17 protein-coding genes, 2 tRNA genes and 3 pseudogenes are annotated in these 24,674 nt (G+C 61.1%); 11 read left to right on the forward strand and 11 right to left on the reverse strand.

Annotated elements, in window-relative coordinates; genetic code table 11:
- Positions 1–5: 5 nt before the first annotated feature.
- The 4 genes from C1720_RS08650 to C1720_RS08665 all read right to left on the reverse strand — a co-directional run bounded on the left by C1720_RS08650 (position 6) and on the right by C1720_RS08665 (position 5,707).
- The gene (locus C1720_RS08650; RefSeq protein WP_102283914.1) at positions 6–2,474 is read right to left on the reverse strand and encodes a CRISPR-associated helicase/endonuclease Cas3; all 2,469 of its coding nucleotides are present in this window, start codon (positions 2,472–2,474) and stop codon (positions 6–8) included.
- A 237-nt stretch (positions 2,475–2,711) separates the two neighbouring features.
- Positions 2,712–3,440, reverse strand: a complete 729-nt coding sequence (rph, locus tag C1720_RS08655) for a ribonuclease PH (RefSeq protein WP_102283915.1) — start codon at positions 3,438–3,440, stop codon at positions 2,712–2,714.
- Between the two features lie 274 nt (positions 3,441–3,714).
- Positions 3,715–5,028, reverse strand: coding sequence for a tryptophan--tRNA ligase (locus C1720_RS08660; protein ID WP_102283916.1), 1,314 nt, complete (start codon positions 5,026–5,028; stop codon positions 3,715–3,717).
- Between the two features lie 19 nt (positions 5,029–5,047).
- Positions 5,048–5,707 (reverse strand): site-2 protease family protein, encoded by a 660-nt coding sequence (locus C1720_RS08665; protein ID WP_102283917.1) that lies wholly within the window; start codon positions 5,705–5,707, stop codon positions 5,048–5,050.
- Between the two features lie 773 nt (positions 5,708–6,480).
- Here C1720_RS08665 and C1720_RS13040 point away from each other — a divergent pair.
- The 5 genes and pseudogenes from C1720_RS13040 (at position 6,481) to C1720_RS08690 (ending at position 11,912) form a co-directional block, all read left to right on the forward strand.
- A complete protein-coding gene (locus tag C1720_RS13040; RefSeq protein WP_146006942.1) occupies positions 6,481–7,182 on the forward strand; it encodes a hypothetical protein in 702 nt (233 codons plus the stop codon).
- 14 nt (positions 7,183–7,196) lie between these two features.
- Entirely contained in the window at positions 7,197–8,432 is a 1,236-nt protein-coding gene (locus C1720_RS08675; protein WP_102283918.1) for a sensor histidine kinase, read from the forward strand.
- 11 nt (positions 8,433–8,443) lie between these two features.
- Complete coding sequence (locus tag C1720_RS08680) at positions 8,444–9,151, forward strand: response regulator transcription factor (protein ID WP_050714733.1); 708 nt, start codon at positions 8,444–8,446, stop codon at positions 9,149–9,151.
- A 101-nt stretch (positions 9,152–9,252) separates the two neighbouring features.
- Positions 9,253–9,937, forward strand: a pseudogene (locus C1720_RS08685) (transposase).
- Positions 9,938–10,196: 259 nt separating this feature from the next.
- Positions 10,197–11,912, forward strand: a complete 1,716-nt coding sequence (locus C1720_RS08690; protein ID WP_102283919.1) for a DEAD/DEAH box helicase — start codon at positions 10,197–10,199, stop codon at positions 11,910–11,912.
- Between the two features lie 154 nt (positions 11,913–12,066).
- Here C1720_RS08690 and C1720_RS13045 read toward each other — a convergent pair.
- Positions 12,067–12,270 (reverse strand): annotated as a pseudogene (locus C1720_RS13045) (transposase); the annotation flags it as partial.
- Positions 12,271–12,902: 632 nt separating this feature from the next.
- Here C1720_RS13045 and pgsA point away from each other — a divergent pair.
- The 6 genes and pseudogenes from pgsA to C1720_RS14280 all read left to right on the forward strand — a co-directional run bounded on the left by pgsA (position 12,903) and on the right by C1720_RS14280 (position 17,218).
- Positions 12,903–13,490 carry a CDP-diacylglycerol--glycerol-3-phosphate 3-phosphatidyltransferase gene (pgsA, locus tag C1720_RS08700; protein ID WP_102284595.1) on the forward strand — a complete coding sequence of 196 codons (588 nt, stop codon included), beginning with the start codon at positions 12,903–12,905 and terminating at the stop codon, positions 13,488–13,490.
- Positions 13,491–13,608: 118 nt separating this feature from the next.
- Positions 13,609–13,950 carry an HU family DNA-binding protein gene (locus C1720_RS08705; protein ID WP_158241682.1) on the forward strand — a complete coding sequence of 114 codons (342 nt, stop codon included), beginning with the start codon at positions 13,609–13,611 and terminating at the stop codon, positions 13,948–13,950.
- 57 nt (positions 13,951–14,007) lie between these two features.
- A tRNA-Val gene (locus tag C1720_RS08710) sits at positions 14,008–14,083 on the forward strand.
- A gap of 73 nt (positions 14,084–14,156) precedes the next feature.
- A complete protein-coding gene (locus C1720_RS08715; RefSeq protein ID WP_102284596.1) occupies positions 14,157–16,097 on the forward strand; it encodes a SurA N-terminal domain-containing protein in 1,941 nt (646 codons plus the stop codon).
- 30 nt (positions 16,098–16,127) lie between these two features.
- Positions 16,128–16,203: transfer RNA gene (locus C1720_RS08720), tRNA-His, on the forward strand.
- Positions 16,204–16,271: 68 nt separating this feature from the next.
- Positions 16,272–17,218: pseudogene (locus tag C1720_RS14280) on the forward strand (IS5 family transposase).
- A 237-nt stretch (positions 17,219–17,455) separates the two neighbouring features.
- Here the strand turns inward: C1720_RS14280 and C1720_RS08735 are convergent.
- The 6 genes from C1720_RS08735 to fabG all read right to left on the reverse strand — a co-directional run bounded on the left by C1720_RS08735 (position 17,456) and on the right by fabG (position 24,673).
- A complete protein-coding gene (locus tag C1720_RS08735; RefSeq protein ID WP_102284597.1) occupies positions 17,456–18,280 on the reverse strand; it encodes a M90 family metallopeptidase in 825 nt (274 codons plus the stop codon).
- 555 nt (positions 18,281–18,835) lie between these two features.
- Positions 18,836–19,729 (reverse strand): class I SAM-dependent methyltransferase, encoded by an 894-nt coding sequence (locus tag C1720_RS08740; protein ID WP_102283924.1) that lies wholly within the window; start codon positions 19,727–19,729, stop codon positions 18,836–18,838.
- A gap of 127 nt (positions 19,730–19,856) precedes the next feature.
- A complete protein-coding gene (dnaG, locus tag C1720_RS08745; protein WP_102283925.1) occupies positions 19,857–21,758 on the reverse strand; it encodes a DNA primase in 1,902 nt (633 codons plus the stop codon).
- Positions 21,759–21,766: 8 nt separating this feature from the next.
- A complete protein-coding gene (murI, locus tag C1720_RS08750) occupies positions 21,767–22,660 on the reverse strand; it encodes a glutamate racemase (RefSeq protein WP_102283926.1) in 894 nt (297 codons plus the stop codon).
- Between the two features lie 528 nt (positions 22,661–23,188).
- Positions 23,189–23,404 (reverse strand): hypothetical protein, encoded by a 216-nt coding sequence (locus C1720_RS08755; RefSeq protein ID WP_158241684.1) that lies wholly within the window; start codon positions 23,402–23,404, stop codon positions 23,189–23,191.
- Positions 23,405–23,899: 495 nt separating this feature from the next.
- Positions 23,900–24,673, reverse strand: a complete 774-nt coding sequence (fabG, locus tag C1720_RS08760; RefSeq protein ID WP_102283928.1) for a 3-oxoacyl-ACP reductase FabG — start codon at positions 24,671–24,673, stop codon at positions 23,900–23,902.
- Position 24,674 lies beyond the last annotated feature (1 nt).

The following is a 24,674-nucleotide window of genomic DNA, read 5'->3' on the forward strand; positions in this document are numbered from 1 at the left end:
TTCTCCTATAAATCGTAAAAAGTCATTCCACTTGTTTCATCTAAAGACAAGCCGAATTCATCGTTGTAATGGCGTTCATCCAAATAATAAATGTCCGAACCTTCAATGGTTTCGTGTAAGGCATTTTCTTTTTGCAATTTATCCCAAACGTTGGGGAATACGTTTACGCTGTAACGCTGGGCTTTTTGCAAAGTTCGGCGCATTTCTTTCGGATCCCATTCCCCGCAGAGTTTGGCAATGAGTTCCGCACCTTCGCCATACGGCACAATCACAGCGTGTGTCGGCGCGTCTATGGCTTGGAAAGCACGCCCTGCGCTTTTGAAGGATTGCATCAGCAACGGCAACGGTTTGCTTCTTTTATTGTTTTTTTCTCCATAAGGATTCAGCGCGTTATCGCTCAGCCAATCCAGCAGTGAACCCGTTGCGCTGTTTTTGACGGAATACGACATTTCATCGCTGCGCTGGTAAAAATAGTATTCAAAATAACGTTCCATCGCGGCAGGCTGCAAAATATCCTGTCCGATAAAATCGCGAAACACGCGTTCGGTATGGGTTTTGCCTGCCTGAATATCGGGCAATATCTGCGTAAAATCCTGTTCCTGCAAATTCAACACCCAAACCTGTCCTTTACCTTTCTTCTCACCCTGCCGGTTACAACGTCCCGCCGCTTGGGCAATACTGTCCAGCCCACCCAAAGCGCGAATTACGCAAGCCATGGAAATATCCACACCGGCTTCAATCAACTGGGTGCTGATGCAGATAACGGGTTGTTTGTTTTTCAGACGAGCTTTGATGGTGTCAAAAATCGCTTTGCGGTGCGCCGCGCATTGGTTGGTACTTAAATGAAACAGGGCTTCAGGCGGTACGTTCTGCGCCTTGCAATATTGATAAAGCTCCTGCGCCCATTTTTTGGTATTGACAATAAACAGGCAGCTTGGGGTCGTCTGAAACTGTTCCAGCAAAAACGCGCCTGCTTCTGCCACATTCCAGCCACCTGCTTTTTCGTTGAATCGGATTTTCACGCGCGACAAATCAGCAAACAATTTGTCCAAATCCTGATGCTTGCCCATGATTTCGGCATTTTCTGACAGCCTTAATAAACCACGTGCAGAGATACTTTCTCTTTTTCCTTCAGGAAAATTCTGCAAACCCAATTCGCCGAGCAAAGGTTGCGTCGCCGTGCACAAGACCACCGTGCTTATGCCGAATGCCGCCAACCAGTTCAGCACATTGCAAAACAAATGCACGCATTTCACGGGCAGGGTTTGGATTTCATCAAAAATCAGCACCGCATTGGTCATCGGGTGGATATAGCGTGCGCCGCGCGTACCGCCGCCGAACCATGCGTCCAAAAACTGCACCATCGTGGTAAACACAATGGGCTTGTCCCAGTTTTCGGATAGCAGTTTGTCCTGCCAGCTTTGCTTTTCGGGTTCTAAATTGGAATGGTGTTCGAGCACCCAATCTTCGCCGAGAATTTCGCGCACGGCTTGGGCATTTTGGTCGATGATGGAAGTATAGGGAATGATGTAGATAATACGGTCGAGATTGTGCTTTTGCGCATGATGGAGGGCATAGCGCAGACTGGCCAATGTTTTACCGCCACCGGTCGGCACGGTCAGCGTATAAATACCTTGAGAATCGGCTGCTCTTTTTAGGCAGTCGTCTGAAATTCGACGGCGGATTTCGTCAATGGGATAACGGTTTTCAAAACCTGCTAATTTGGCTTCCAATTTATCAATCGCCGGTTGCCAATTTGGTTTTTCAGTCAAGCGGCGTACTTCTTTTTGCGCTTCCCGCTCAAAATCCGAGCTGTTGATACGGTCGGCATCAATCAGGCAACTGAATAGGAAACGGGTCAGGCAGCCAAGATAAAATTCTTTGATTTTTTCATTGATTCTTGAGTCGGAAAGAATCGGCTTCACCGCTTTGAGCAGGCTGCGAATCAGGTTTTCTCCTGCCAATTCATCTGCCTTTTGCTGAACAGCTTTATCGGCATTTTGCTCGCATTCCGCCAAATGCGTCAATTCGTCCTCTTTTTCAAACCGTTTTTTCCATACGGCGTTGCCTTCGCCGTCCAAACAGTCAATCAAACCTTCGCCGTGGTGCGATGCAATGCACAACCCCAGCATTTGCCCGAACAATTCGCCGATGCCCTGCGCTGCACCGAATTTTCTCAATTCGCGGTAAACCCATTGCGCACCGGCGGTGGAGTGGTCAATTTTTTTGCCGCCTGGAAGTGCGTCTTCCATATCAATATCAGGATTGATGCCCGCTGCTGATTCAATATATTTCTGAAATTTCTGGGAATACTTGCCGAAGTCGTGCATTAATCCCAACAGCTCGCCTGCCAGCTCCAAGCCCAGCTTCCCCGTCAAACATTTTGCAATGGCAGCTGTTCCCATCAAATGATCTTGAACAGACTGAACGACGCCATCTGTTTTGCGAATATGGGCGATATAATCTCGCTTCATGATATGCGCTTTAATAAATCTATGGCGCTGTTTCCAATGTTTCCAGCCATTTTGGATTGAAAATATGATCTTGCATTAAAAAGCAATTTGCCAGCAGGAGCAGCTCACCCCTTCAAGGATTCTGCTACAGCCAAGGTAACAGAATGGTTTGATTGTATCTATATGCTGACAAGCCGCCGGCTTGGTAAATACCCTGATTTTTGTTTTCCGGTCAGGGTATTTGCTTGCCACGGGCATTCACTCGACCAGCGCCTGTTGCTGGAGTACGGTGAGTTCGGCGACGCCTTGGGCGGCAAGAGCGAGCAGGGCGTCCATTTCGGCGCGGGTAAAGGGGGCGCCTTCGGCGGCGCCCTGGATTTCGACGTAGCGGCCGTCGGCGGTCATGATGACGTTCATGTCGGTGTCGCAGGCGGAGTCTTCGGCGTAGTCGAGATCCAGTCTGGGCTGGCCGCCGACGATGCCCACGGAGACGGCGGCCACTGATTGGCGGATGGGGCTGGCGGCGATGAGGCCGCGCTCCAGCAGCCAGGCGGCGGCGTCGTGCGCGGCGATGAAGGCGCCGGTGATGCTGGCGCAGCGGGTGCCGCCATCGGCCTGGAGCACGTCGCAGTCCAGGCGCAAGGTGCGTTCGCCCAGCGCTTTGAGGTCAAAAACGGCGCGCAGGGCGCGGCCGATGAGGCGCTGGATTTCCTGGGTGCGGCCGCTTTGCTTGCCCTTAGCAGCTTCGCGCTCGCCCCGGGTGTGGGTGGCGCGGGGGAGCATGCCGTATTCGGCGGTGACCCAGCCTTCGCCGCTGCCGCGTTTGTGGACCGGAATTTTTTCTTCAATGGAGGCCGTGCATAAAACCTGGGTGTGGCCCATTTCAATCAAAACGGAGCCTTCGGCGTAGCGGGTGTAGTGGCGTGTGATGCGCACGGGGCGCAGGGCGTTAAGGGGGCGGTTCTGGCGGATGGGCGGGGTGTTCATGGCAGGGAGGTCTGCGAAGGTGGATGGAGCTGCGCGAGGGGCGGCTTTTTCAGCCGTTTTGCCTGTTTTGCATCAGGGTGATAGGGGCATCAGGGACGCTGAAATGAAGAAGGTGAAAAGGAGTTTTGCGCCTTTTCTCATCAGGCCGCCATGCGGCTGCTGCCTGCACCGGTGCCGCCTGGCGTTGTGGCTTGTTGTTCAGCCGCGTTTCTGAATGCGTGTTTTCAGCGCATGAGCCTATGAGTTGATGCCCTGTTTTCAAGTACGGATGCTTTTACTTTGCCGCTGCCTGGAGAGCGGCCAAGGCTTGAAGCAACGCGGCTTCATCTTCCACAGGCTCTAGCGAAGCATGCAGTGAAGACAGTGCGGCCGCGCCTTCGGTTTGCAGGCGGCGCACGGCTTGCCCTGCTTTGCGGGGCGCGATGAAGCTGCGGCTTTGCAGCAGCACGCGGCCGCCTGCGCCAGTGAGCTTGAAATAAAACAGTCCGTCTGCTTCACGGTACTGCTTGAATTGCGGCAGGGCGGTTGCGGCGGGAGCCGGCTTGTCGGGCAGCGTGGACACAGTCATGTCTAGCGAGGCCAGGCCCACGGCGCGGCGCAGGGTGTGCATGAAGGGGGTGGCCTGCGCGCGAGCTTTGGCGGCCCCTGCTTGCAAGGCGGCTTCTACTTCTTCAGGGTGCGCCATCAGGTGCTGGTAGCGCGCGCGCATGGGGGCGATTTCGGCATTGATGCGTTCGAATAGCTGCTGCTTGGCGTCGCCCCAGGCAATGCCGCTGGCGAAAGCCTTGGCGAAAGCCCTGGTTTCGGCGGGGGTGGCAAAGGCGCGGGAAAGCGCGGAGATGGCTGAATCTTCTGTGGACTTGGCCTGGCCGGGCGCGCGCGAGTCGGTGACGATGCCCATGATGGCCTTGCGCAGTTCTTCCTGCGGGGCAAAGAGGGGGATGGTGTTGTTGTAGCTCTTGCTCATCTTGCGGCCATCCAGACCGGGCAGCAGGGCTACGTGCTCATCAACCACGGCTTCAGGCGCGGTGAGGTGCTCGCCGTAGAGGTGATTGAAGCTGGCGGCAATGTCGCGCGCCATTTCAATGTGCTGGATTTGATCGCGCCCCACGGGCACCTTGCGGGCGCTGAACATAAGGATGTCGGCAGCCATCAGCACGGGGTACATGAACAGGCCCGCCGTTACGCCGTCGTCCAGCTCGCGGCCTGCGGCTTCGTTCTGGTCTTGCGCGGCCTTGTAGGCATGAGCGCGGTTGAGCATGCCTTTGCCCGTCACACAGGTCAGCAGCCAGCACAGCTCCGGGATTTCAGGGATATCGCTTTGGCGATAGAAAGTCACTTGCTCCGCGTCCAGCCCGGCGGCCAGCCAGCAGGCGGCAATTTCCAGCGTGCTGCGCTGAATGCGCGCAGGCTCATCGCATTTGATGAGCGCGTGGTAGTCGGCCAGAAAGTAGAAGCTTTGCGTATCCGCCTGGCGGCTGGCATGGATGGCGGGGCGGATGGCGCCCACGTAGTTGCCTAGGTGCGGCGTGCCCGTGGTGGTAATGCCAGTGAGAATGCGGGTGGGAGTGTGTGAGGCGGGAGTCATGATTCGACAGGTGTTCGGTTCAGCGGAAAAAAGGCGATAGCAGCATCTCAATCAACCAGTAAGTTGCGCCCATGATGGGCCGCATCCAGAGCCAGTCGAGCACATCCATCAAGATCAGTCCCATCACGATGAAAAAGCCGAAAGGCTCCACACGCGCCAGCGTCAGTGCGGCCTGCGGTGGCAGCGCCCCGGCTAGCACGCGCCCGCCATCAAGCGGCGGTAGCGGAAACAAGTTCAGCGCCAGTAAAGCCACGTTGGTGGTCATGCCGATCTGGGCCATGAGCACGAGAAACGGCTCCATTACGCTCCCTGCACGCAAGCCCAGCAGCATGGCGGCCCACAGCAACGCCATGACGAAATTGGACGCAGGCCCGGCCAGTGCAACCCAAGCCATGTCTGTTTTGGGATTGCGCAGATTGCGAGCGATGACCGGCACGGGCCTGGCATAGCCAAAAACGAAAGCGCCGCTGGTCGCGAAATACAACAGCAGCGGCATGAGCACAGTGCCAAAGAGGTCAATGTGCTTGAGCGGATTGAGCGTAAGCCGCCCCATCATGGCGGCCGTTTGGTCGCCAAAGTGGCGCGCCGCGTAGCCATGTGCCGCCTCATGCACTGTAATGGCGAACAGCACGGGCAGCGCGCCAGCGGCAATAACTTGTATTAATTGGTTGATGTCCACAGCAAAGAATTGTCTCAAACAGATATAAAGAAAACAGGCTGCTCGTCCGCCACATCTGCGGTGCACCGCAGATGTGGCCCGCATCGCCTGCTTCAAGTTCGGGCGGCCGTTTTTTGTGCCGGACGGCTGAAACAGGCGCGCTTGAGTAAAACAGCCGAATTGCATGACACTGGCGGCTTCATCGCCAGCGTGTATGCGGCAGGGAAAGCTGCTGCCTTGGAACAGGCTGGTTTGGCATTACTGTTTTTATCGTTCAGCCCGTGTAGAAACTCTCGCCTAAATTCGTGTGTGGCTTATTTGTAGATGCTGAATTTCGCCGGGCGGCAGGCGCAGAGTTGCTCTTGGAAGAGGAGCGAGAATAGAGGAGTGAAAAAGAGTCTGCCGCCTAAGAAACAAGCGCAAGATGCTATTGAAACAAGGACGTGAATCTGCCCAGTTTGTGCTTTCAGAACCTGTTCGAAGTCTGTCCGTGTACACAAAAAGTGTGGGGTCTGGCGCGCAGCTTTCCTTGGAGCTGTTGCTTGCAATTGCAAAGAAAGCGGTAAACAGTGAATGGGTCATTCTCAATGCTTTTTGCTAAGGCTACGGCGCATCGTCATCATTCTTGTAGCGGTTTGTTCGCATTTCGATGCTTAAAGTTACATATACATAACAATCTCATGTGCTTCCTACGACCAACCGCTGTACCCTTGCAGCTTCACATTGCTTGACCGTTGCTATAACCGGCTTTTACGTCAATTAGTGCACGCACTGTCGTTTGAAAGAGGCTCGCCATGAGCGCTACCGCCACTACTTCCTCTGCCCAATCCGCATCTTGCTCCGCTTCCGCTGACGCTCGCAACTCTTGTGATGCCCAAAATGTTCATGATGTCCGCAGCGCCCATGCATCTAGCCGCGTCAGTCCCAAAATGCAGCGTGATTTTGATGAAGCCTTGTTGAGAGCACGACTGCATCCCGGCGTGGAAGATGAAGAGATAGGCTCTTCTGGTGCGCAGCTTTCTGATCAGCCGGCTCCTGCTCCCCTGCCTTGGGCTGAGAAGTTGCCTTCAACGCTGTCACAAGCTCCTTTATCAGGCTTGCAAACATTTCGAGGTGAAGTAACAGCTGTCTCCGCTGGAGAGGCTATGACAGGCGCGGGCGCGCCGGTGGTTGCCACGCAGCAGCAAGCCATTACGGCGCAGTCCATTACGCCGTCTTCTCCCGCGCTATTGCAGCAGCATCAGGGAGCGGTGCAGTCTATGGCTATTAATGGACAGGGACAGCAATGGCAGTTGCAGTTGCCTTTGGCTGGTGCCACTTCTGGTGCTCTGGGCTTGCGGCTGACTCAGTCGGGCGCAGGTGAATGGCAGGTGCGCCTGCATGCCAGCGCCAGCCTGCGCCAGCAGTTACAGCCGCATATTGGACGTCTGCGTCAGCAGCTGAGTCAGTGTGGCGGCCGCCTGGAGGAAGACTTGGGATCTGAAGAGGAAGCCTGATTTCCAATTCACGCATGACCTTGTCTGCCACCCGCCCCGCAACCCCTGCCCAGGCGGCCCGCTTGGGCCAGCAAGCCTGGCTGGTTTTTGAGGATGAGGCCGTTGCCCTTTTTACGGGCGAACCCGCTCGTTTGCAATGGTGCTCTCCGCTTTTCACGGATTGGCTGGCGCTCTCCCGGAAAGACAGGCGCCAAACGTTGAATGACGTGCTAGCACAGCTGCATGGCGCTCCGGTCGACAGCGAGCAAGCGCTGGCGGCAGGTGGCTGGCAAGGCACGGTGGCGCTGCTGCTCCCGACTGAACACCAGGGTGAAAAAGGCTGCGCTGCTGTCTTGCCTTCCTCCTCGCCGCGCTGGCTGGCCAGCTTGCGTCCGTTGCCATCACATGCTGGCGGGGCTGCGCTGCGCCTGACAAAACTGACATCTGAAACGGCGGACTTATCAGTTGTGGAAAGCAGCGATAGCGCCACACGCCGTCATTTAGAAGATCGCGAACGCCTGCTTTTCACTTCACGCAACGTGGCTGTAGGCGAAATGGCCACTACCTTGGCGCACGAGTTGAACCAACCTCTGGGTGCTGTCACCAACGTGCTGCGCGGCCTCAAGGCGCGCATGGCAGCTGTCGCAGTTCAACCGTCTAACGCTGCCTTGCTGTCGATGCTGGAGCAGGGCGTGCAGCTGGCGTTGGATCAAATGCAATACGCCTCCAGCATCATCAGCCGCGTGCGCGAATTCACCCAATCGCGCCAACCCCGGAGCGAGCCTGTAAATCTGCACACCCTACTGGATGGAAGCCTGACTCTGCTGGATTGGGAACTCAAGCGCTACGCCATCGAACTGCGCATTCAGCTGCACCATCAAAATGCACAGGTGCAGGGTGATGGCGTCATGCTTCAGCAGGTGCTCGTCAACCTGCTGCGCAACGCCATTGATGCCATGCAGGAAACCCCTGCGGGTCAGCGCCGACTGCAAATCAGCAGCCGTATGGATGAAAGCGCTGGCAATGTGGAAATTGCCATCGCTGATACTGGCTGCGGTATGGGCGATGAAGCAGCTGCTCGTCTGTTCATGCCTTTTGCTTCCACCAAGCCCACAGGGCTGGGCATTGGCCTGAACATTTGCCGCAGCTTGATTGAGTTGCATCATGGCCGCCTATGGTTCAGCCGCAACGTTGAAGGCGGTTGCACTTTTCACGTTGCATTGCCCCTCAGTCGCACGGAAGATGAAGCGTCTGCACCGACCGCACTTTAGGAAGGTCTCTGATGTCTTCGCTTGTCTTTCCCACGCAGGCCGCCCCATATGCCATAGGCCGCACTATCTACGTGCTTGATGACTGCGCCGATTTTTGTGCGACGGCCAAATGGTGGCTCATCGGCTTGGGCTATCACGTACATGACTTCCAGGATGCAGAACCGGCTTTGCAAGCCCTTGCTTCGCTTGATGCTCCTGCGCGCGAACGGGCCTGCCTCCTGCTTGACGTTCGCATGCCCGTCATGAGTGGCCTGCAAGTGCACGACATCCTTATCGAACGCCAGATATCCGGTCCCTTGGCGCGGCCTTCCTTGCCCGTCATTTACATGACAGGCCACGGTGACGTTCCCCTGGCCGTGCAGGCCATGGAAAAAGGTGCCGTCACTTTTTTGGAAAAACCCTTCCAGGAAAACGCACTGGAAGTCGCTCTCGCGCGCGCCTTTAACCGCACCTCTTTGTCTCCTGCGGCTTCTGCTTCTGTGTCAGCTCCAGAACCTGCGCCTTGTCCGGAATTCGAGCGCCGCCTGGCATCGCTCACTCCGCGCGAGGCGGAAGTCATGCAAAACGTTCTGGAAGGCCAGACCAGCAAGCTTATTGCCCGCAAGCTGAATGTCAGCATCAAAACCATTGAGCAGCACCGCTCCCACATCATGAGCAAGATGCAAGCTACTTCCGTAGTTCATCTCACGCGCATGGTGCTGGCACGTCGCGCTCTCTGAAGCTCTATCAGGAGCCGATATACACAAACCCTGTTAGGGCTTGTCATCAATCATCAAGAGCCGAGCCTGAAGCCTGCGGGCGAGAGCCCAGAAGAGGGGCCATGACCAGAAGATACGCGTTGCGCGACGATCAGTGGGAGCGCATCAAGGATTGGCTGCCCGGACGTGCCGGCCAGCCAGGAGCACAGGACAACCGCTTGTTTGTCGATGCCGTGCCGCTACCGGGCCGGTATCCCCTGGCGCGATCTGCCGGCACGTTTCGCAGACTTCCGGGTGGCGCACCTGAGCCACAGTCGCTGGAGCCATAGCGGTGTATGGCAACGGGTCTTCGAAGCCCTGGCGCAGCAGGCCGGCAACGAGTACACGATGATCGGCGCGGCCATCGTGCGAGTGCACCAGCACGGTGCAGGGATAAAAGGGGGCGCCGCAAGCCATCGGACGCAGCCGCGGCGGGCTGAGCGCCAAATGCCAAGGCAGGCGAACGGCCTCGAAGGGGCCGACGTGCTCTTGGCTCAAACAGCGGCCGAAACCGTGATCACCAACAAGGGCTATGACGCCCAAGCTCTAGTGCTCGAGCTGCTGCCGGCCCAAGGCAAAGGCGTTGTCATTGCCTCATGCAGCTGCAAGAAGGCGGCTCGGGACTACGCCCCGCATTTTTACCAAGCCCGCCATCTGATCGAAAACTTCTTTGCCAGGCTCAAGCAATGCCGGGCCATCGCCACGCGTTATGACAAGACGGCTCTCAACTTCCTGGGCGCTGTCCATCTGGCAGCGACTGGCGTATAGCTCGCCTGATTGATGACACGAGCTATCAAAAACGCTTTTCGTGCAATAATCACTCCTTCCTTTACGGCCCACCAGTTTGCCGCAGGACAGCAGTCTGCTGAGGCTGCGGGCTGATCAGGAATGGCCCGCCTTTGCCTATTTGACCAACCAACCGGCTCTCAACTGGCCTGCCGCGCTCGTCAATACACATGATGGCTCGGCAGATTGGGCTGGTTCGTGATGCCCCCTTTTCCAAAAAGCGGGGCGCTCCGCTTTCAGAATGAACTTTGAAGATCTGAAACTGGCGCCGGCCATTGTGCAGGCCGTGCAAGAACAGGGCTACACCGCCCCTACCCCCATTCAGGAACAAGCCATTCCCGCCGTGCTGGCGGGGCACGATTTGCTCGCTGGCGCGCAAACCGGCACGGGCAAAACCGCAGGCTTTACTTTGCCCATGCTGCATCGCCTGTCCGAATCGGCCACCGCGCCAGCCAAAGGCGCGCCCCGGCCCATCCGCGCCCTGGTGCTGGCCCCCACGCGGGAGCTGGCCGCGCAGGTTGAGGAATCCGTGCGTGCTTACGGCAAGCATCTCAAACTCAAATCCGCCGTCATTTTTGGCGGCGTGGGCATGAACCCGCAGATCGAGCGCATCAAAAAAGGCATCGACATTCTCGTGGCCACGCCGGGCCGCCTGCTGGATCTGGCGGGGCAAGGGCATGTCGATTTGTCTGCCGTTGAAATTCTGGTGCTGGACGAAGCCGACCGCATGCTGGACATGGGCTTCATCCACGACGTGAAAAAAGTCCTGGCCCTGCTGCCCGAGCAAAAACAGAGCTTGCTGTTTTCCGCCACCTTCAGCGATGACATCCGCGCCCTGGCGGCCAGCCTGCTCAAAAACCCGCTCAGCATCCAGGTCACCCCGCCAAACACCACGGTTGAACGCATCCGCCAGGTCATCTATCCCGTGGGCCGCACGCGCAAGAAAGAAGTGCTGGCCCACCTCATCAGCCAAAACGGCTGGAGCCAGGTGCTGGTATTCACCCGCACCAAATACGGCGCCAACCACGTGGCCGAATATCTGACGAAACACGGCATCAAGGCCATGGCCCTGCACGGCAACAAGAGTCAAAGCGCGCGCACCCAGGCGCTGGCCGATTTCAAAAGCGGCGAACTGCGCGCCCTGGTCGCCACCGACATTGCCGCGCGCGGCATTGATATTGACGAGCTGCCGCACGTCGTCAATTACGAAATCCCCAACGTGCCCGAAGACTACGTGCACCGCATTGGCCGCACGGGCCGCGCGGGCGCCAGCGGCGAAGCCGCCAGCCTGGTGTGCATGGACGAAGAAGGCTTCATGCACGAAATCGAGAAATTCACCCGCCAGCAGATTCCGGTGCAAATTCTCGAAGACTTCGGCCCTGAAGAAGGCGAAAAAGCCGAGCCCATTGCCATGGGCCGCCAAACCCTCTGGGGCGGCCTGGGCAAGCCCCCCGGCCGCGAAGTCATGCAAGCCGCCGCCCGCGCTGCGCGGCAAGAAATGATGCAGCGCATCCGTGACAACAAGGCCGCCCTGGCCCAGCGCAAATCTGCGGTCAAGCCGGCGCAATCCTTCGCTGCCAAAGCGGCCGAAGACGCCAGCCCCGCCGAGGGCGCGGAAAACTCCGGCGAACAGGCTGCAGCACCAGTAGCCGTAGGCAAGCCTGCGCCTGGCAAAAGCCGCAACCGCTACCGCAATCGCAACCGCCGCAGCGGCGAAAGCCGCAGCGTCCAGCCGCGCCCCAAAGCGGATCGCCCCGCGCGCGACAGCGACGATGACGACGACCGCCTGCCGCGCCACATCAACCCCCTTCAGACCAATCTGCATGGCCGCCGCAACAACAATGGCCCCAGCCACGGCGCGCCCGGCCAGCCCGACCCCATGCGCACCAGCATCGACATGATGAGCCGTAACAAAAAGCGCCGTGACGGCGGCGACGGCTTCAAGGGTTACCGCTGATGATGGTCCAGGCTGCGTACTGAGAAACTGCTCAAAATCTGTCCGTAGGTGCGAAAGAGTGGAATCGGGCAACCTGCGGCGTTGTAAATCTTTACCGGGCTGCAAGGCTAGTCTGTGGTTAGCTGCCTTGCCGCCTATCTCGATTCGTTTCTCATTACTCACAGCCAAACATGCTCAGCGCCCAATTGATCAGGCTGCCCGAGTAGCTGCCATCGACAAAGATGGTCTTGAGACCCTCAAAGTGCAAGAACAGCCTGATCAGCAAAGCTCTGGCTCCTGCTCGGTCTTGAATACCAGCCGAGTGCACCACCACGGCCAGCAGCAGCCCCATTGTGTCTGAGGCTATGTGGCGCTTGCGCCTTTGACTCTTTTGCCTGCGTCATATCCGTGCTGCCCCCTTTTGAGACGGTCTTGACTGATTGAGAGTCGATGATGGCTGCGCTGGGCCTGGCCTGCCTTCCTGCCTTGCGCGCACTTGCTGACGCAGCAGCGCCAGCAGCACCTCCCACACGCCGCGCTGGCCCCAGCGGGTAAGGGTGTTGTAGACCTGTTTCCAGGGCGGGTAGTTCTTGGGAAGCGCAAGTCACTGGCAATCTGTGGCTTGCACATGGAAGATGGCGTTGATCATGTCCCGGGCGCTGTGCGCCCGGGGTCTGCTTGCGCGTTTACCTGTCGGAAAGCGCTTTTGCATTCCACTGTTCATCGGTCATGTCACTTGGATACATGACGATAGTTTGCTGCAAATTCTCTCTTTGAGGAAAGCCAAAAGTTGTTGGACAAGGCTCTCCACTGGCAGTCAATGCGCTGCAGCTACAGTGCAAAACGCATCGTACAGCCCCAATTCACTGCGTGGCACTGTTTTCTTGCAAGCGCTCTTCCTCTCCAAATCAATTACTATTTTTTTGATAGTAATGACGGAGTGTGTTTCATCGCCAGAGATAGCGATTTGCCCATCTGACGCCTGCTGCTCACATGCCACAATCGCCCGCCATGTTTCTCACGATTCCCACCCTGCTGACTTGGGCGCGCATTTTTCTCATACCGCTCATCGTAGGTGTGTTCTATCTGCCGCTGTCGGAAGCTGTGTGCAACCTGCTGGCTACGGGGCTGTTCATGCTGTGTGCCTTCACCGACTGGCTGGACGGCTTTTTGGCCCGCAGGCTGGGGCAGACCTCGGCTTTTGGCGCTTTTCTCGATCCGGTCGCGGATAAATTCCTCGTATGCGCCTGCGTGCTGGTGCTGGTGCATTTGCAGCGAGCCGACATTTTCATTGCGCTCATCATCGTGGGCCGTGAAATTGCCATTTCCGCCTTGCGTGAGTGGATGGCGCAAATTGGCGCGAGCAAAAGCGTGGCCGTGCACATGGCAGGCAAGCTGAAAACGGCCGCGCAAATGGCCGCCATTGCGCTGCTGCTGTATGACGGCGCGCTCTGGAGCTTGAACGCCCGCTGGTGGGGCACGCTGCTGCTCTGGGCAGCAGCGGTGCTGACCATCTGGTCCATGGCCTACTACCTGCAACGTTCCGTGCCCGAAATCCGCAAGCGCGCGTTGCAAAACGGCCAACACAAGAACACATAAATATACGTTCTGAAGCAAATAATTGAAGTTGCGTCATGAGGTCTGAAGCCTGCGTCTAGAATCAGTTTGACTGTCTGCCAGCCCCGCCACAGGGCCAGTGCAAGGGCAGGAAAACGCGATGGCGCGGCCCCTTTGCGGCCCCGCGCACCCACCAAACAAACCATGCCATCTGACCCAGAGGTCGTCCGTGAACAAGACAGAACTGATTGAGCACATCTCGCAGCATGCAGATATTTCCAAGGCAGCAGCCACCCGCGCCCTGGAAGCCACGGTAGATGCCGTGCGAGCCACCTTGCGCAAAGGCGACACGGTTTCGATCGTGGGCTTTGGCACTTTCGCCGTGGGCAAGCGCGCCGCGCGCACGGGGCGTAACCCAAGAACCGGCTCCGCCATCAAGATCAAGCCAGCCCGCGTGCCCAAATTCCGTCCGGGCAAGGCGCTCAAGGACGCGCTCAATTAACGCGCGAAAAAACGCGCATATTTCAGGCAGAATACGCCGTTTCCTTCCTGCAAGCGGGGGTGCTTAGCTCAGTTGGTAGAGCGGCGCCCTTACAAGGCGTAGGTCGGGGGTTCGAACCCCTCAGCACCCACCACCCGCATTCACACAAAGGCGAACACCCCCGTTCGCCTTTTTTGTTTCAGATCCAGCTCCAGGAATTTCCGGCCATGTTCGACTTTTTCAGGCATCACATGAAATTTTTCATGTGGCTGCTGTTCATCCTGATCATTCCTTCGTTCGTGCTGTTCGGCATTGAAGGCTACACGCGCTTCAATGAAAACGCGCGGGTGGTGGCCACGGTCGATGGGCACAATATCACCCAGCAGCAATGGGACCAGGCGCATCACCAGCAGGTGGACCGCATCACTTCAGCCAACCCCAGCGTAGATGTCAGCCTGCTGGACACGCCGCAGATGCGCCGCATCACGCTGGAGCAGATGCTGCGCGAGCGCGTCATGGCCGTGGCTGCGCAGAAAATGCGCCTGGTCACCACAGACAAGCGCCTGGCCAGGCAGCTTCGTGAAGACCCCTTCATCGCTTCCCTGCGCTCAGCGGATGGCCAGCTTGACATGGCCCGCTACCGTGAGGTGCTCGCGCGCCAGGGCATGACGCCAGAAATGTTCGAAAACAGCGTGCGAGCCGACCTTTCCGCCCGCCAGGTGCTGGCGGGCGTGACGCAAAGCGGCTTCGCGCTGCCCGCACAGGTTGCTCCCGTGATGGATGCCTTCCTGGAGCAGCGCCAGGTGCAGATTCTCAGCCTGCCCGCTTCCGGCTATGCCAAGCAGTTTCAGCCCACGGAAGCCGAGTTGCAGGCCTTCTACGACAGCCACCTGAGCGACTACCAGGCGCCCGAAGCGGTGGACATCGAATTCGTGGTGCTGGACGCAGACGCCATGAAAAAGCAGGCCAGCATCAGCGATGACGACCTGAAAGCCTATTACGACAACAACCAGGCCACACTGGGTTCGCCTGAAGAGCGCCGCGCCAGCCACATCCTTGTCGCCGCCGACAAGAGCGCGCCTGCCGCCGAGCGCGAAAAAGCCAAGGCCGAAGCCGAAAAGCTGCTGGATGAAGTGCGCAAGAACCCCGCCGCCTTCGCTGAAGTAGCCAAGCGCGCCTCGCAAGATGATGCCAGCGCCGCCCATGGAGGCGACCTGGGCTTCTTCCGCAAAGACAGGGGCATAGAACCCGCGATTGCCGAAGCCGCCTTCGCGCTGGCCCACAAAGGCGATATCAGCAGCGTGGTGGAAAGCGACTATGGCTACCACATCGTTCATCTCACCGATCTCAAACCCGCCGACGTGCCAGCCTTCGACAAGGTGAAAGACCAGCTCAAGGAGCAGCTGCTCGCCGAGCAGGCGCAAAAACTGGCCGCCGAGCATGGCGAAGCCTTCCGCAACGACGTGTACGAGCAGCCCGACAGCCTGCAACCCGTGGCCGACAAGCTCAAACTGAACATCCAGACGGCCACCAACGTCACCCGCACCGTGCAGCCAGACGCCATCGTCAAGCCCCTGGCCAATGCCAAATTCCTCTCCGCCCTCTTCGCGCCTGATTCGCTGGAGCGCAAGAACAACACCGAAGCCATCGAATTCGCTCCTGGCCAGCTTGTGGCAGGCCGCGTCGTCAAGCACACGCCCGCCCATCCACGCCCGTTTGACGAAGTGAAAACCGCCGTGCGCGAGCGCCTGATTGCCGAACGCGCCGCTGAAGCCGCCCGCAAGGAAGGCACGGAAAAACTTGCCGCCTGGAAAGCCAAGCCCGAAGAAGCCAAGGGCCTGCCCGCCGCCATCACCCTCTCGCGCGAAGAAACGCACGATCTGCCCGCCGCCGTGGTTGAAGGCGTGCTGCGCGCTGATGCCAGCGCCTTGCCAGCCTTCATCGGCGTCGATCTGGGCGAGCAGGGCTACACCCTGGCGCGCATTGAAAAAATCGTGCCCCGCTCGGAAACCAAGACTGAAGTTGCCCAGCAGATGCGCCAGCAATACGACATAGCCTGGGGAGCGGCGGAAGCGCTGGCCTATTACGAGCTGCTCAAGCAGCGCTTCAAGGCCCGCATCCTGGTGGAAGAACCCAAGAGCGCTGCGTCAGAAGAAGCCGGGCGTTGAAACCCCCGCTATAATTTGCCGTTTTACGTGGTGGCTGTAGCTCAGTTGGTAGAGTCCCAGATTGTGATTCTGGTCGTCGTGGGTTCGAGTCCCATCAGCCACCCCAGCCTTTCATCAAAACGCCGCCTTCGGGCGGCGTTTTTTTCGTCCAGACGCTAGGCCGAATCGACATTCATCCGGTATCTCCGGCGGACGTCCGAGACTAGGCATCCGCGGCCCAGCCGCTACGAATTGACCCAAACCCAATGGGAGCGGATCGAAGATCTGCTCCCTGGCAAGGCCAGTGACCCTGGGCGTACGGCAGCGGACAACCGCAGCTTCGTCAATGGCGTGCTGTGGGTGTTGCGCTCCGGGGCGCGCTGGAGTGATCTGCCGACGCGCTACGGAGCCTGCAAGAGCGTGCACAAGCGCTTCACCCGCTGGGCGGCCAGGGGCATCCGGGAGCGGGGGTCCCAGTCCCTGATTCAGGATCGAAGCAACGAGTATCTGATGATCGGCAGCAGCATTGTCCGGGCGCACGCACAGGCGGCGACCGGAAAAGGGGGGCAACGCACCCGGCTCTGGGGCGTTGCCCAGGAGGCCTGAGCACGAAGATCCACATGGCGGTGGATGGCCAGGGCCGCCCGGTGCGATTTATCCTCACTGGCGGCCAGCGTAACGACATCACGCAAGCGCCAGCGCTGCTGGCCGGGTTCAAGCCCAAGTGCGTCTTGGCCGACAAAGGCCATGACAGCCGGCAACTGGTGGCGCAGATCCACTCGCTCGGCGCCCAGCCGGTGAACCCGCCTCGCAGCTGCCAGCAACCGCGTGCCTGCGACAAGGNGGCCGGGTTCAAGCCCAAGTGCGTCTTGGCCGACAAAGGCCATGACAGCCGGCAACTGGTGGCGCAGATCCACTCGCTCGGCGCCCAGCCGGTGAACCCGCCTCGCAGCTGCCAGCAACCGCGTGCCTGCGACAAGGCACTGTACCGACTACGCAATCGCATCGAACGTTGCTTTGCCAGGCTCAAACAGTTTCGCTGCATCGCCACTCGCTTCGACCGCAAGCCCTCCCACTTCCTGGCTTTCCTCTACCTCGCATCGATTCCCTTGTGGGGTGGGGTGAATGTCGATTCGACCTAGGACATAACGCTATGGATCGAGGAGCATAGATCCCGCTGCTTCACGGCACCCGTCACCCGCCCCTGCCGCGCTTGGCGCCTCAGATCCGGACCGCAACCATCTCCGCGCGTTCCAAGGGGCGAGAGCCTGTTTGCCGTCTGGCCGTGAAGCGCAAAAGCCAGGAAATCGGGATGGGCCGCAAGGCCCAAAAAGCGCCTGTGTCCGCGTTTTCGCGTCCGCAGACGGCTTGCGAACAGCTCAAGGCTGGCGAAACGCCGCCTTGAGCGCGGCCGCGAGATCGGGATGCTCAAGCGCAAAGCGCTCCGGCGCGGTGAAATGCGCCTCGCAGGCCACCGCAAAAAACTCTGGCGGCGAGTGCGCCGCATAGGCATCCAGCCAGGGCGCGGGCGCGCCAAAGCGCTCCGCCAGCGCCAGCCGCTCGCAAAACCGTTCATAGGCGCTTTGCCACACCGCATGCCAGTGCAGGCGGCCTTCGCGCGCTGAACGCGCGCCCATGAAGCCTGCGGGCAGGGGCGGGCAGCCATCAGCCGGGCCGGCGTGCATGTCGATCTTGTGGGCGAATTCATGGATGACGACGTTGGAGCCGCGCAGGGCCTGCGCGTCAGCGGCGGCCACGTCGGGCCAGCTCAGCATCACCGGGCCGCCTGGCATGGCCTCGCCCAGCAGCGTCTCGGCGTAGCGGTGCACCACGCCGGCCTCGTCCCGCCGCTGGCGCGGGGCAATGGCCGGCCCCGGCTGGAGCACGATGCCCACAAAGTCGTCATACAGCGCCAGCGCCTGCTCTGGCCGCCGCGCGCCGCCCAGATGCAGCAGCGGCAAACAGGCCTGCGCCGCCACGGCCACGGCCATGCCGTCCGTCACTTGCAGGCCATGCGCGCCCGTGAACTCTTTTTGCGCCAGAAAATGCGCGGCCAGCCGCCGCAGCCGCGCCTGCTCATGCGGCAGCAGCCGCGCCAAAAAGCGGTGGCCCAGCAGCGTGGCCTGCCAAAGATCGTCAGGAATAGGCGCTGGCTGCCCCAGCCTGCAAAGCCGGGCGGCCAGCCGTGCAAGCCAATGGGGCATGAGCGGCAAAACGCGGGAAAACGCGGCAATGGAAACCCCGGCAGGTGCGAGCGCCGCGCGCGGCTTCAAGAGGGCTGGCGCGCCGCAAAAGGCCGCCGCAAAAGGCCGCCGCGAACGTTCCTCCGCCGCACCCGGGCGCGCCTGTCTTCAAAAAAGTTCAGAGAGCGCCCAGCGCTGGCATGCGCGGAGCCAGCGCTGCCGGGGCCTTTTTCACCTTCCGGCCTGCGCCCCAGCCATCAGGAACACGCCGCTTTGGCAGGCGTGAATTCAGCTCCTTGATTCGTAGCATGAGGTCCTAGTGAAATAAACGCAGGAGCCATTTTCAATGCCTTTGAATTCGCTTCTTTTTTTGAAGCGTAACACCCGCCCGCCTTCCCCTTTGAACAGGTTCCCAGAACCTGTACAGAGCCTGGCCGTGAGGGGCAAAAGTGCGGATCGGGATGAGCTGCAAGGCACAAGCCGCAGACGGGCCTTGTGGCCCGGCGAGGATTTGCAACGCCGCAGACCGCCCGAGACCGCGCTTTTTGCACCCGCGGGCAGACTTTGAACAGGCGCTCAAACCCGCAAGGCGGGAAAGCGCTCGGCCAGCAAAGCCTCCAGGCCAAACTGCGCCAGCAGCGCTTGCAGGCGCTCGGCGGCGCTGCGCTTTTTGTGGCCCGTCCACGTCGCGATGATCAGCTCGTTTTTCATGCTGTGCTCCCAGCCGACCAGCTCGGTCACCGTGACGGCGTAGCCCTGCGACTCAAGGTAGAGGCAGCGCAGCACGTTGGTGAGCTGGCTGCCCATCTCGCGCGTATGCAAGGGGTGGCGCCACAGCTCGGCCAGCGGCGTGCGCGCCAGTTGCAGCGCCTTGTTCATGCGCAGCCGCGCAGCCACCTCGGCCTGGCAGCAAGGGGCCAGCACGATGGCGCGGGCCTGCTTGCGCAGGGCAAACGCAATGGCGTCATCCGTGGCGGTATCGCAGGCGTGCAGGGCCGTCACCACGTCAAACACATCCGGCAGCGCGGCGCTGGCCGCAGACTCGGCGGCGCTTGTGTTGATGAAGCTCATGCGCTCAAAACCCAGGCGCGCGGCCAGCTCGCGCGAGCGCTCCACCAGATCAGCGCGGGTTTCAATGCCATACAGATGCCCCAGTTCGCGCCCCGGCTCGTGCCTTGTGCGCCACAGGTCATACAGCATGAAACCCAGATACGACTTGCCCGCGCCGCGGTCGGCCAGCAGCAGGCCGCCTTCGCGCGGCGGCAGCTCTTGCCGCACTTTTTCAATGAATTGCAGCAGGTGATTGACCTGCTTGAGCTTGCGCCGCGAGTCCTGATTGAGCCGCCCATCGCGGGTCAGGATGTGCAGCTCCTTGAGCAGCTCGATGGACTGGCCGGGGCGCAAGCCCAGCTGGGCATGCAAATCAGGCGCGGCCTGAAGCGCCGCCTTGGTTTTGCGTGATGAAGTCATGGTGTGCGCGGGAAGGCGTTCTTGGGCGTTTTTGGGCGTTTTTGCTCTTGGTTCCAGAGCATAAAGTTCTGAAAACCTGTTCAAAGTGGCCGTTCACAAAGTGGCGGCCGGATGGGATTGCGGGCTGTCACCCACCGCGCAGCTGCCCCAGTTCGGCCATGAGCTGGCGGTAGGCCTGCATGTCGCCGGCGGCCAGGGCGGCGTCCATGCGGCGTTTGATGTCTTCCACGCGCGCGCCGCGCAGCACGCTTTGCAAGTCGTCGCGGTCGCTGGCGATGCCTTCGAGCGCGAGCAGGGTTTGCACTTCGTGCACGGCGGCCGCTTCCAGCGGGTGGCCGTGCAGGGCCTGGCGCAGGGCGGCCCAGGGCTGGGGGCCGTGTTCGTGAAATTGCCTGTCGAGCCAGGCAAAAAGCGGGCCGTGGGGGGCGGGCTGGCTGCAAAGCAGGTGCTGGTCTGGCTCGCCCAGGGCGGGCCAGGCGGCGGGGTCGGTGAGCACGATTTGCAGGGCGCGGCTGGCGCGGCTGGCCGGGGCAGCGCGAAGGCGGGCGGCGCTGTTTGGCCAGCCGTCATTCCAGCCGTCATTCCAGCCGTCATGCCAGCCGTCATTGCGGCGGTCATGCCAGCGCTCATCCGGCCCGCCTGCGCTGCCGCGCCGGGGGCGCTGGCCCGGCCCAGGCGATGGGGCGCTGCGGGCGTGTGTGCCTGATGCGCCTGATGCGCTGCGGCTCTGGCCCCAAAGCTGGGCCAGCTCGCGCGCGTCGATTTGCGTTTGCTGGGCGATGTCGGCCAGGATTTGCTGCGCCAGCGCCCCGGCGGGCAGTTGCTGCCACAAGGGGCGGGCCTGGGCGGCAAAGCGGGCGCGCCCTTCGGCGCTGCTCATGTCGCAGTCCTGGGCGGCGGTTTGCAGCAAAAAGCGCGAGAGCGGCTCGGCGGCGGCCACGGCGGCGGCAAAGGCCTGGGCGCCTTCGGTGCGGATGAAGCTGTCGGGGTCGTGACCGCCGGGCAGAAAGAGAAATTTCACGCTGCGCGTGTCGCTGGCGTAGGGCAAGGCCGCTTGCAGCGCCTTGTGCGCCGCGCGCTGGCCGGCGGCGTCGCCGTCAAAGCTGAAGACCACGCTGGCGGTGAAGCGAAAGAGCTTTTGCACGTGCTGCGGCGTGCAGGCGGTGCCCAGCGTGGCCACGGCATTGGCAAAGCCCAACTGGGCCAGCGCCACCACGTCCATATAGCCTTCCACCACCAGCGCATAGCCTTTTTCGCGCAGGGCGGCGCGCGCTTCATACAGGCCATACAGCTCGCTGCCTTTGTGAAAGACGGGGGTTTCGGGCGAGTTGAGGTATTTGGGCTTTTCGTTGCCCAGCACGCGCGCGCCAAAGCCGATGACTTCGCCTTTGACAGAGCGGATGGGGAACATGATGCGGTCGCGAAAGCGGTCATACCGGCGCTCTGGCCCGCCTTCGCCTTCACCGGCGATGACCAGGCCGCTTTCCACCAGCAGCGGATCGGCGTAGTCGGGAAAAACGCCCGCCAGCGTGCGCCAGCCTTCGGGCGCGTAGCCCAGGGCAAAGCGGCTGGCAATCTGGCCGGTGAGGCCGCGTTGTTTCAGGTAGCCGATGGCGCGCGGCGCGTCTTTCAGGCGCTGGCGGTAGGCCTGGCTGGCGCGCGCCAGCACTTGCGAGAGCGTGGCGCGGCGCTGGCTTTGCTGCGCGTCGCGCGCTTTTTCTTGCGGGCTGCGCGTGTCTTCGGGCACGGACAGGCCGCATTGCTGGGCCAAGTCGTGCACGGCCTCGGTAAAGCTCGCGCCGGTGTGCTCCATCAGAAAGTTGATGGCGTCGCCATGCTTGCCGCAGCTGAAGCAGTGATAGAACTGTTTGGCGGGGCTGACGCTGAAAGAGGGCGTTTTCTCGGCGTGAAACGGGCACAGGCCCATGAAGTTGGCGCCGCTTTTTTTCAGCTGCACGTAACGGCCCACCACCTCCACCACGTCGGCGCGGGCCAGCAGCTCCTGAATGAATGACTGGGCAATGGCCATGCTGCGCCTCAAGCCGTGCCCGGCGCCGATTCAGCCGCAGCCAGATTCAGCCGCTGCGCCGCCGCCAGCAAGGCCGCCGCGCTGCCCGTGGCCAGCAGCCGCACCGTGCCGGGGGCCGGGCCGGGGTTGAGCAGGCCGGCCGCTGCCAGCAGGCGGCGCGCGTGGCGGGCCACGGGCGGGCCTGGCTCCAGCAGCGCCACGGCATCCGCGCTTTCGTTTTCGCCTTCATCCGCCTTTGCCTTCAGGCCCGCGTGCCGCCGCCAGGCGGCCTCGGCCAGCGGGTAATGCGTGCAGCCCAGCACCAGCGTGTCGATCGCGCCGGGCTGCGGCCCCAGCGGCCCCAGCGCGGCCAGGTAGCGGGCGATCAGCGCATCCGTGCGGCCTGCATGCAGCCCGCCATCGGGCAGGATGGCCTCTTGCTCGATGGCATCGGCCAGCCCGTCGCACGGCTGCAAAACAAAGCGCACTTGCGGCGGCTGCGCGGCCAGCAGGCGCGCAAAGCGTGCGCTTTGCAGCGTGCCGCGCGTGGCCAGCACCCCCACGCACTGCGTGCGCGTGCGCGCCGCCGCCGGTTTGAGCGCCGGTTCAATGCCCACGATGGGCCACTGCGGCCAGCGCGCCCGCAGTGCATCAGCGCCCGCCGCCGTGGCCGTGTTGCATGCAATCACCAGCGCCTTGGCGCCGTGGTCTTCCACCAGCTCGCGCGCAATGGCCAGGCAGCGCGCGGCCACGAAGGCGCTGCCTTTTTCACCATACGGGGCGTAAGCGCTGTCGGCCACATAAATGAAGTGCTCATGCGGCAGCTGCGCGCGCAAGGCGCGCAAAACCGAAAGGCCGCCCACGCCGCTGTCAAACACCCCGATGGGCTGATGGCACTGGGCCGGAAACGTGGCGGAAGGCATGACGAAAAGACGGGGGAAAAGGCGGAGAAAAAGCGGGGCAGGAAGGCCAGGGCGCGCGCGCAGCCTGGCAGTTTACGAGCGCTGCGCTTGGAGCCGGCATGCCGCGCTGGCGCATGAGAACTTGTCCAAAGTCTGTCCGTGAGGGCGGAAAGCGCGGACGGGGCCTGGTCTCGGGCGCTCTTGGGCCTTGCAACCCATCCCGACTCCTGAGCTTTTGCCTTCACAGCCAAGCTCAGGTTCTGAGGCCAGCAGCAAACAGGCACGCGGAGAAGCCACGCACGCGGAGAAGCCACGCAGAGAGAGCAGGCTCGCAGCGGTTCGCGCCTTGCTCCGGACCGTACACGTTTGACTAGGGCCTGCTAATGACCGAGTGACCGAGACTGAATCACAGCCAAAGCCAGTTCCGGATCAGTTCTTGGCCCCCTTTGCTGGCATGCCGCTGGCCCGTCATCAGAGCGGACTTGAGCAGATTGCTGGCGCATCGCACAAGGCCCGTATCCTGGCGCACACGCCCCCCGAGTGAGTGGCCTATGGCCTGGCTTTGAGTCCCGCGCCCGGGCCGTGACGGTGCACTTTCACGATCGTGGCGTCGGCCATGGCGCATTCCATATCCGGCTGGCCGCTGACCGCATTAAAGCGTTCTTGCCAGATACCGGCCTTGACCCCGTCGCGAAAGCGCTTGAAGACGGTGTTGCATTTGCCAAATTCTTCGAGCCAATCGCGCCAGGGGCTGCCTGTGCGCACGATTCACGGCATGGCCTCTGCAAACCAAGCGCCTGTTCGCGCCTCTTGACCCTGCATCGCCAGGCTTGCCCAGACAGTGCGAGGCCATCAGTACCCACTGCTTGTCGCTCAATACTCATCTTTTCATGGCGGAATTGCTGCACAACAGGAAGATTCTCAACAGGCCCTAAACGAAAGCGGCTTGTGCGGCACGCCTGCGGGCTGGGCCTGTCTGGATATATCAAAAACAGGAGCAAATTGAAGGGCTTCAAATACCGCTTTGCGCTCGTTTCACTAAGACGTTACGCTATGAATTAAAGAGCGAAATAGAGGCTGGCTCGTGAACGGAACGCGTGCGCTGGCGGGCTTGGCGCCTGTTCAGAGCCTGGCCGTGAGGGCGGCAGATCGGGACAGGCTGCAAGACGCAAACCGCAGACAGGCCTTGCGGCCCGGCGAATTTGCAACGCCGCAGACCGCCCGAGTCCGCGCTTTTCTTTTGCATCCACGGACAGGCCCCTACTGATACAGCGCGCCATTGATGCCGATGGTCTGGCCGCTGATGTAGGCGGCGCGGTCGCTGGCGAGGAAGGCGACGAGGTCGGCCACTTCCTGCGGCTGGCCCGCGCGCTGCATGGGCACGAGGCGGCGGATGGCGTCTTCGTCAAAGGCGCGGGCGGACATGTCGCTGGCGATGATGCCGGGGGCAACGGCATTGACGGTGACGCCCCGGCTGGCGCATTCGAGGGCGAGGGTTTTTACGGCGGCGTGCAGCGCGCCTTTGGCGGCGGCGTAGTTGGTCTGGCCGCGGTTGCCGGCCTGTCCGGCCACGGAGGTGATGGCGATGATGCGGCCCCAGCGCGCGCGCAGCATGGGCAGCATGAGGGGCTGGGCCACGTTAAAAAAACCGTTGAGGTTCACGTCGATCACGCGCTGCCACTGCGCGGCGCTCATGCCGGCAAAAACGGCGTCGTCATGCGCGCCTGCGTTGCTGATGAGCACCTGAATGGGGCCGCTCGCCAGCGCCTGTTGCAGCGCGGCGGCGCTGGCGGCGGCGTCGGTTACGTCAAAAGCCAGGGCTTCGGCGCTGCCGCCTGCGGCGCGGATGCTGGCGGCCAGCGCTTCGGCGGCGTCCAGGCGCGTGTTGGCGTGGGCCAGCACGTGCAGGCCCTGTGCGGCCAGGGCGCGGGCGATGGCGCTGCCGATGGCGCCGCTGGCGCCGGTGACGAGGGCGCGGCGGGGTGTGGATGAGACGGCGGATGAAACGGCGGCGGGAGTGCGGGCGGCGGTCATG

Source organism: Ottowia massiliensis (genome assembly GCF_900240305.1).
GTDB classification, from domain to species: Bacteria; Pseudomonadota; Gammaproteobacteria; order Burkholderiales; family Burkholderiaceae_C; genus Ottowia; species Ottowia massiliensis.

Bases quoted from the DNA above. Each gene is read 5' to 3' on its own strand.
- C1720_RS08680 (WP_050714733.1), top strand. From the start codon at position 8,444: ATGTCTTCGCTTGTCTTTCCCACGCAGGCCGCCCCATATGCCATAGGC.
- C1720_RS08650 (WP_102283914.1), bottom strand. From the start codon at position 2,474: ATGAAGCGAGATTATATCGCCCATATTCGCAAAACAGATGGCGTCGTT.
- rph (WP_102283915.1), bottom strand. From the start codon at position 3,440: ATGAACACCCCGCCCATCCGCCAGAACCGCCCCCTTAACGCCCTGCGC.
- C1720_RS08675 (WP_102283918.1), top strand. From the start codon at position 7,197: ATGACCTTGTCTGCCACCCGCCCCGCAACCCCTGCCCAGGCGGCCCGC.
- C1720_RS08715 (WP_102284596.1), top strand. From the start codon at position 14,157: ATGTTCGACTTTTTCAGGCATCACATGAAATTTTTCATGTGGCTGCTG.
- C1720_RS08735 (WP_102284597.1), bottom strand. From the start codon at position 18,280: ATGCCCCATTGGCTTGCACGGCTGGCCGCCCGGCTTTGCAGGCTGGGG.
- fabG (WP_102283928.1), bottom strand. From the start codon at position 24,673: ATGACCGCCGCCCGCACTCCCGCCGCCGTTTCATCCGCCGTCTCATCC.
- C1720_RS08660 (WP_102283916.1), bottom strand. From the start codon at position 5,028: ATGACTCCCGCCTCACACACTCCCACCCGCATTCTCACTGGCATTACC.
- C1720_RS08740 (WP_102283924.1), bottom strand. From the start codon at position 19,729: ATGACTTCATCACGCAAAACCAAGGCGGCGCTTCAGGCCGCGCCTGAT.
- C1720_RS08705 (WP_158241682.1), top strand. From the start codon at position 13,609: ATGGCGCGGCCCCTTTGCGGCCCCGCGCACCCACCAAACAAACCATGC.
- pgsA (WP_102284595.1), top strand. From the start codon at position 12,903: ATGTTTCTCACGATTCCCACCCTGCTGACTTGGGCGCGCATTTTTCTC.
- dnaG (WP_102283925.1), bottom strand. From the start codon at position 21,758: ATGGCCATTGCCCAGTCATTCATTCAGGAGCTGCTGGCCCGCGCCGAC.
- murI (WP_102283926.1), bottom strand. From the start codon at position 22,660: ATGCCTTCCGCCACGTTTCCGGCCCAGTGCCATCAGCCCATCGGGGTG.
- C1720_RS08690 (WP_102283919.1), top strand. From the start codon at position 10,197: ATGAACTTTGAAGATCTGAAACTGGCGCCGGCCATTGTGCAGGCCGTG.
- C1720_RS13040 (WP_146006942.1), top strand. From the start codon at position 6,481: ATGAGCGCTACCGCCACTACTTCCTCTGCCCAATCCGCATCTTGCTCC.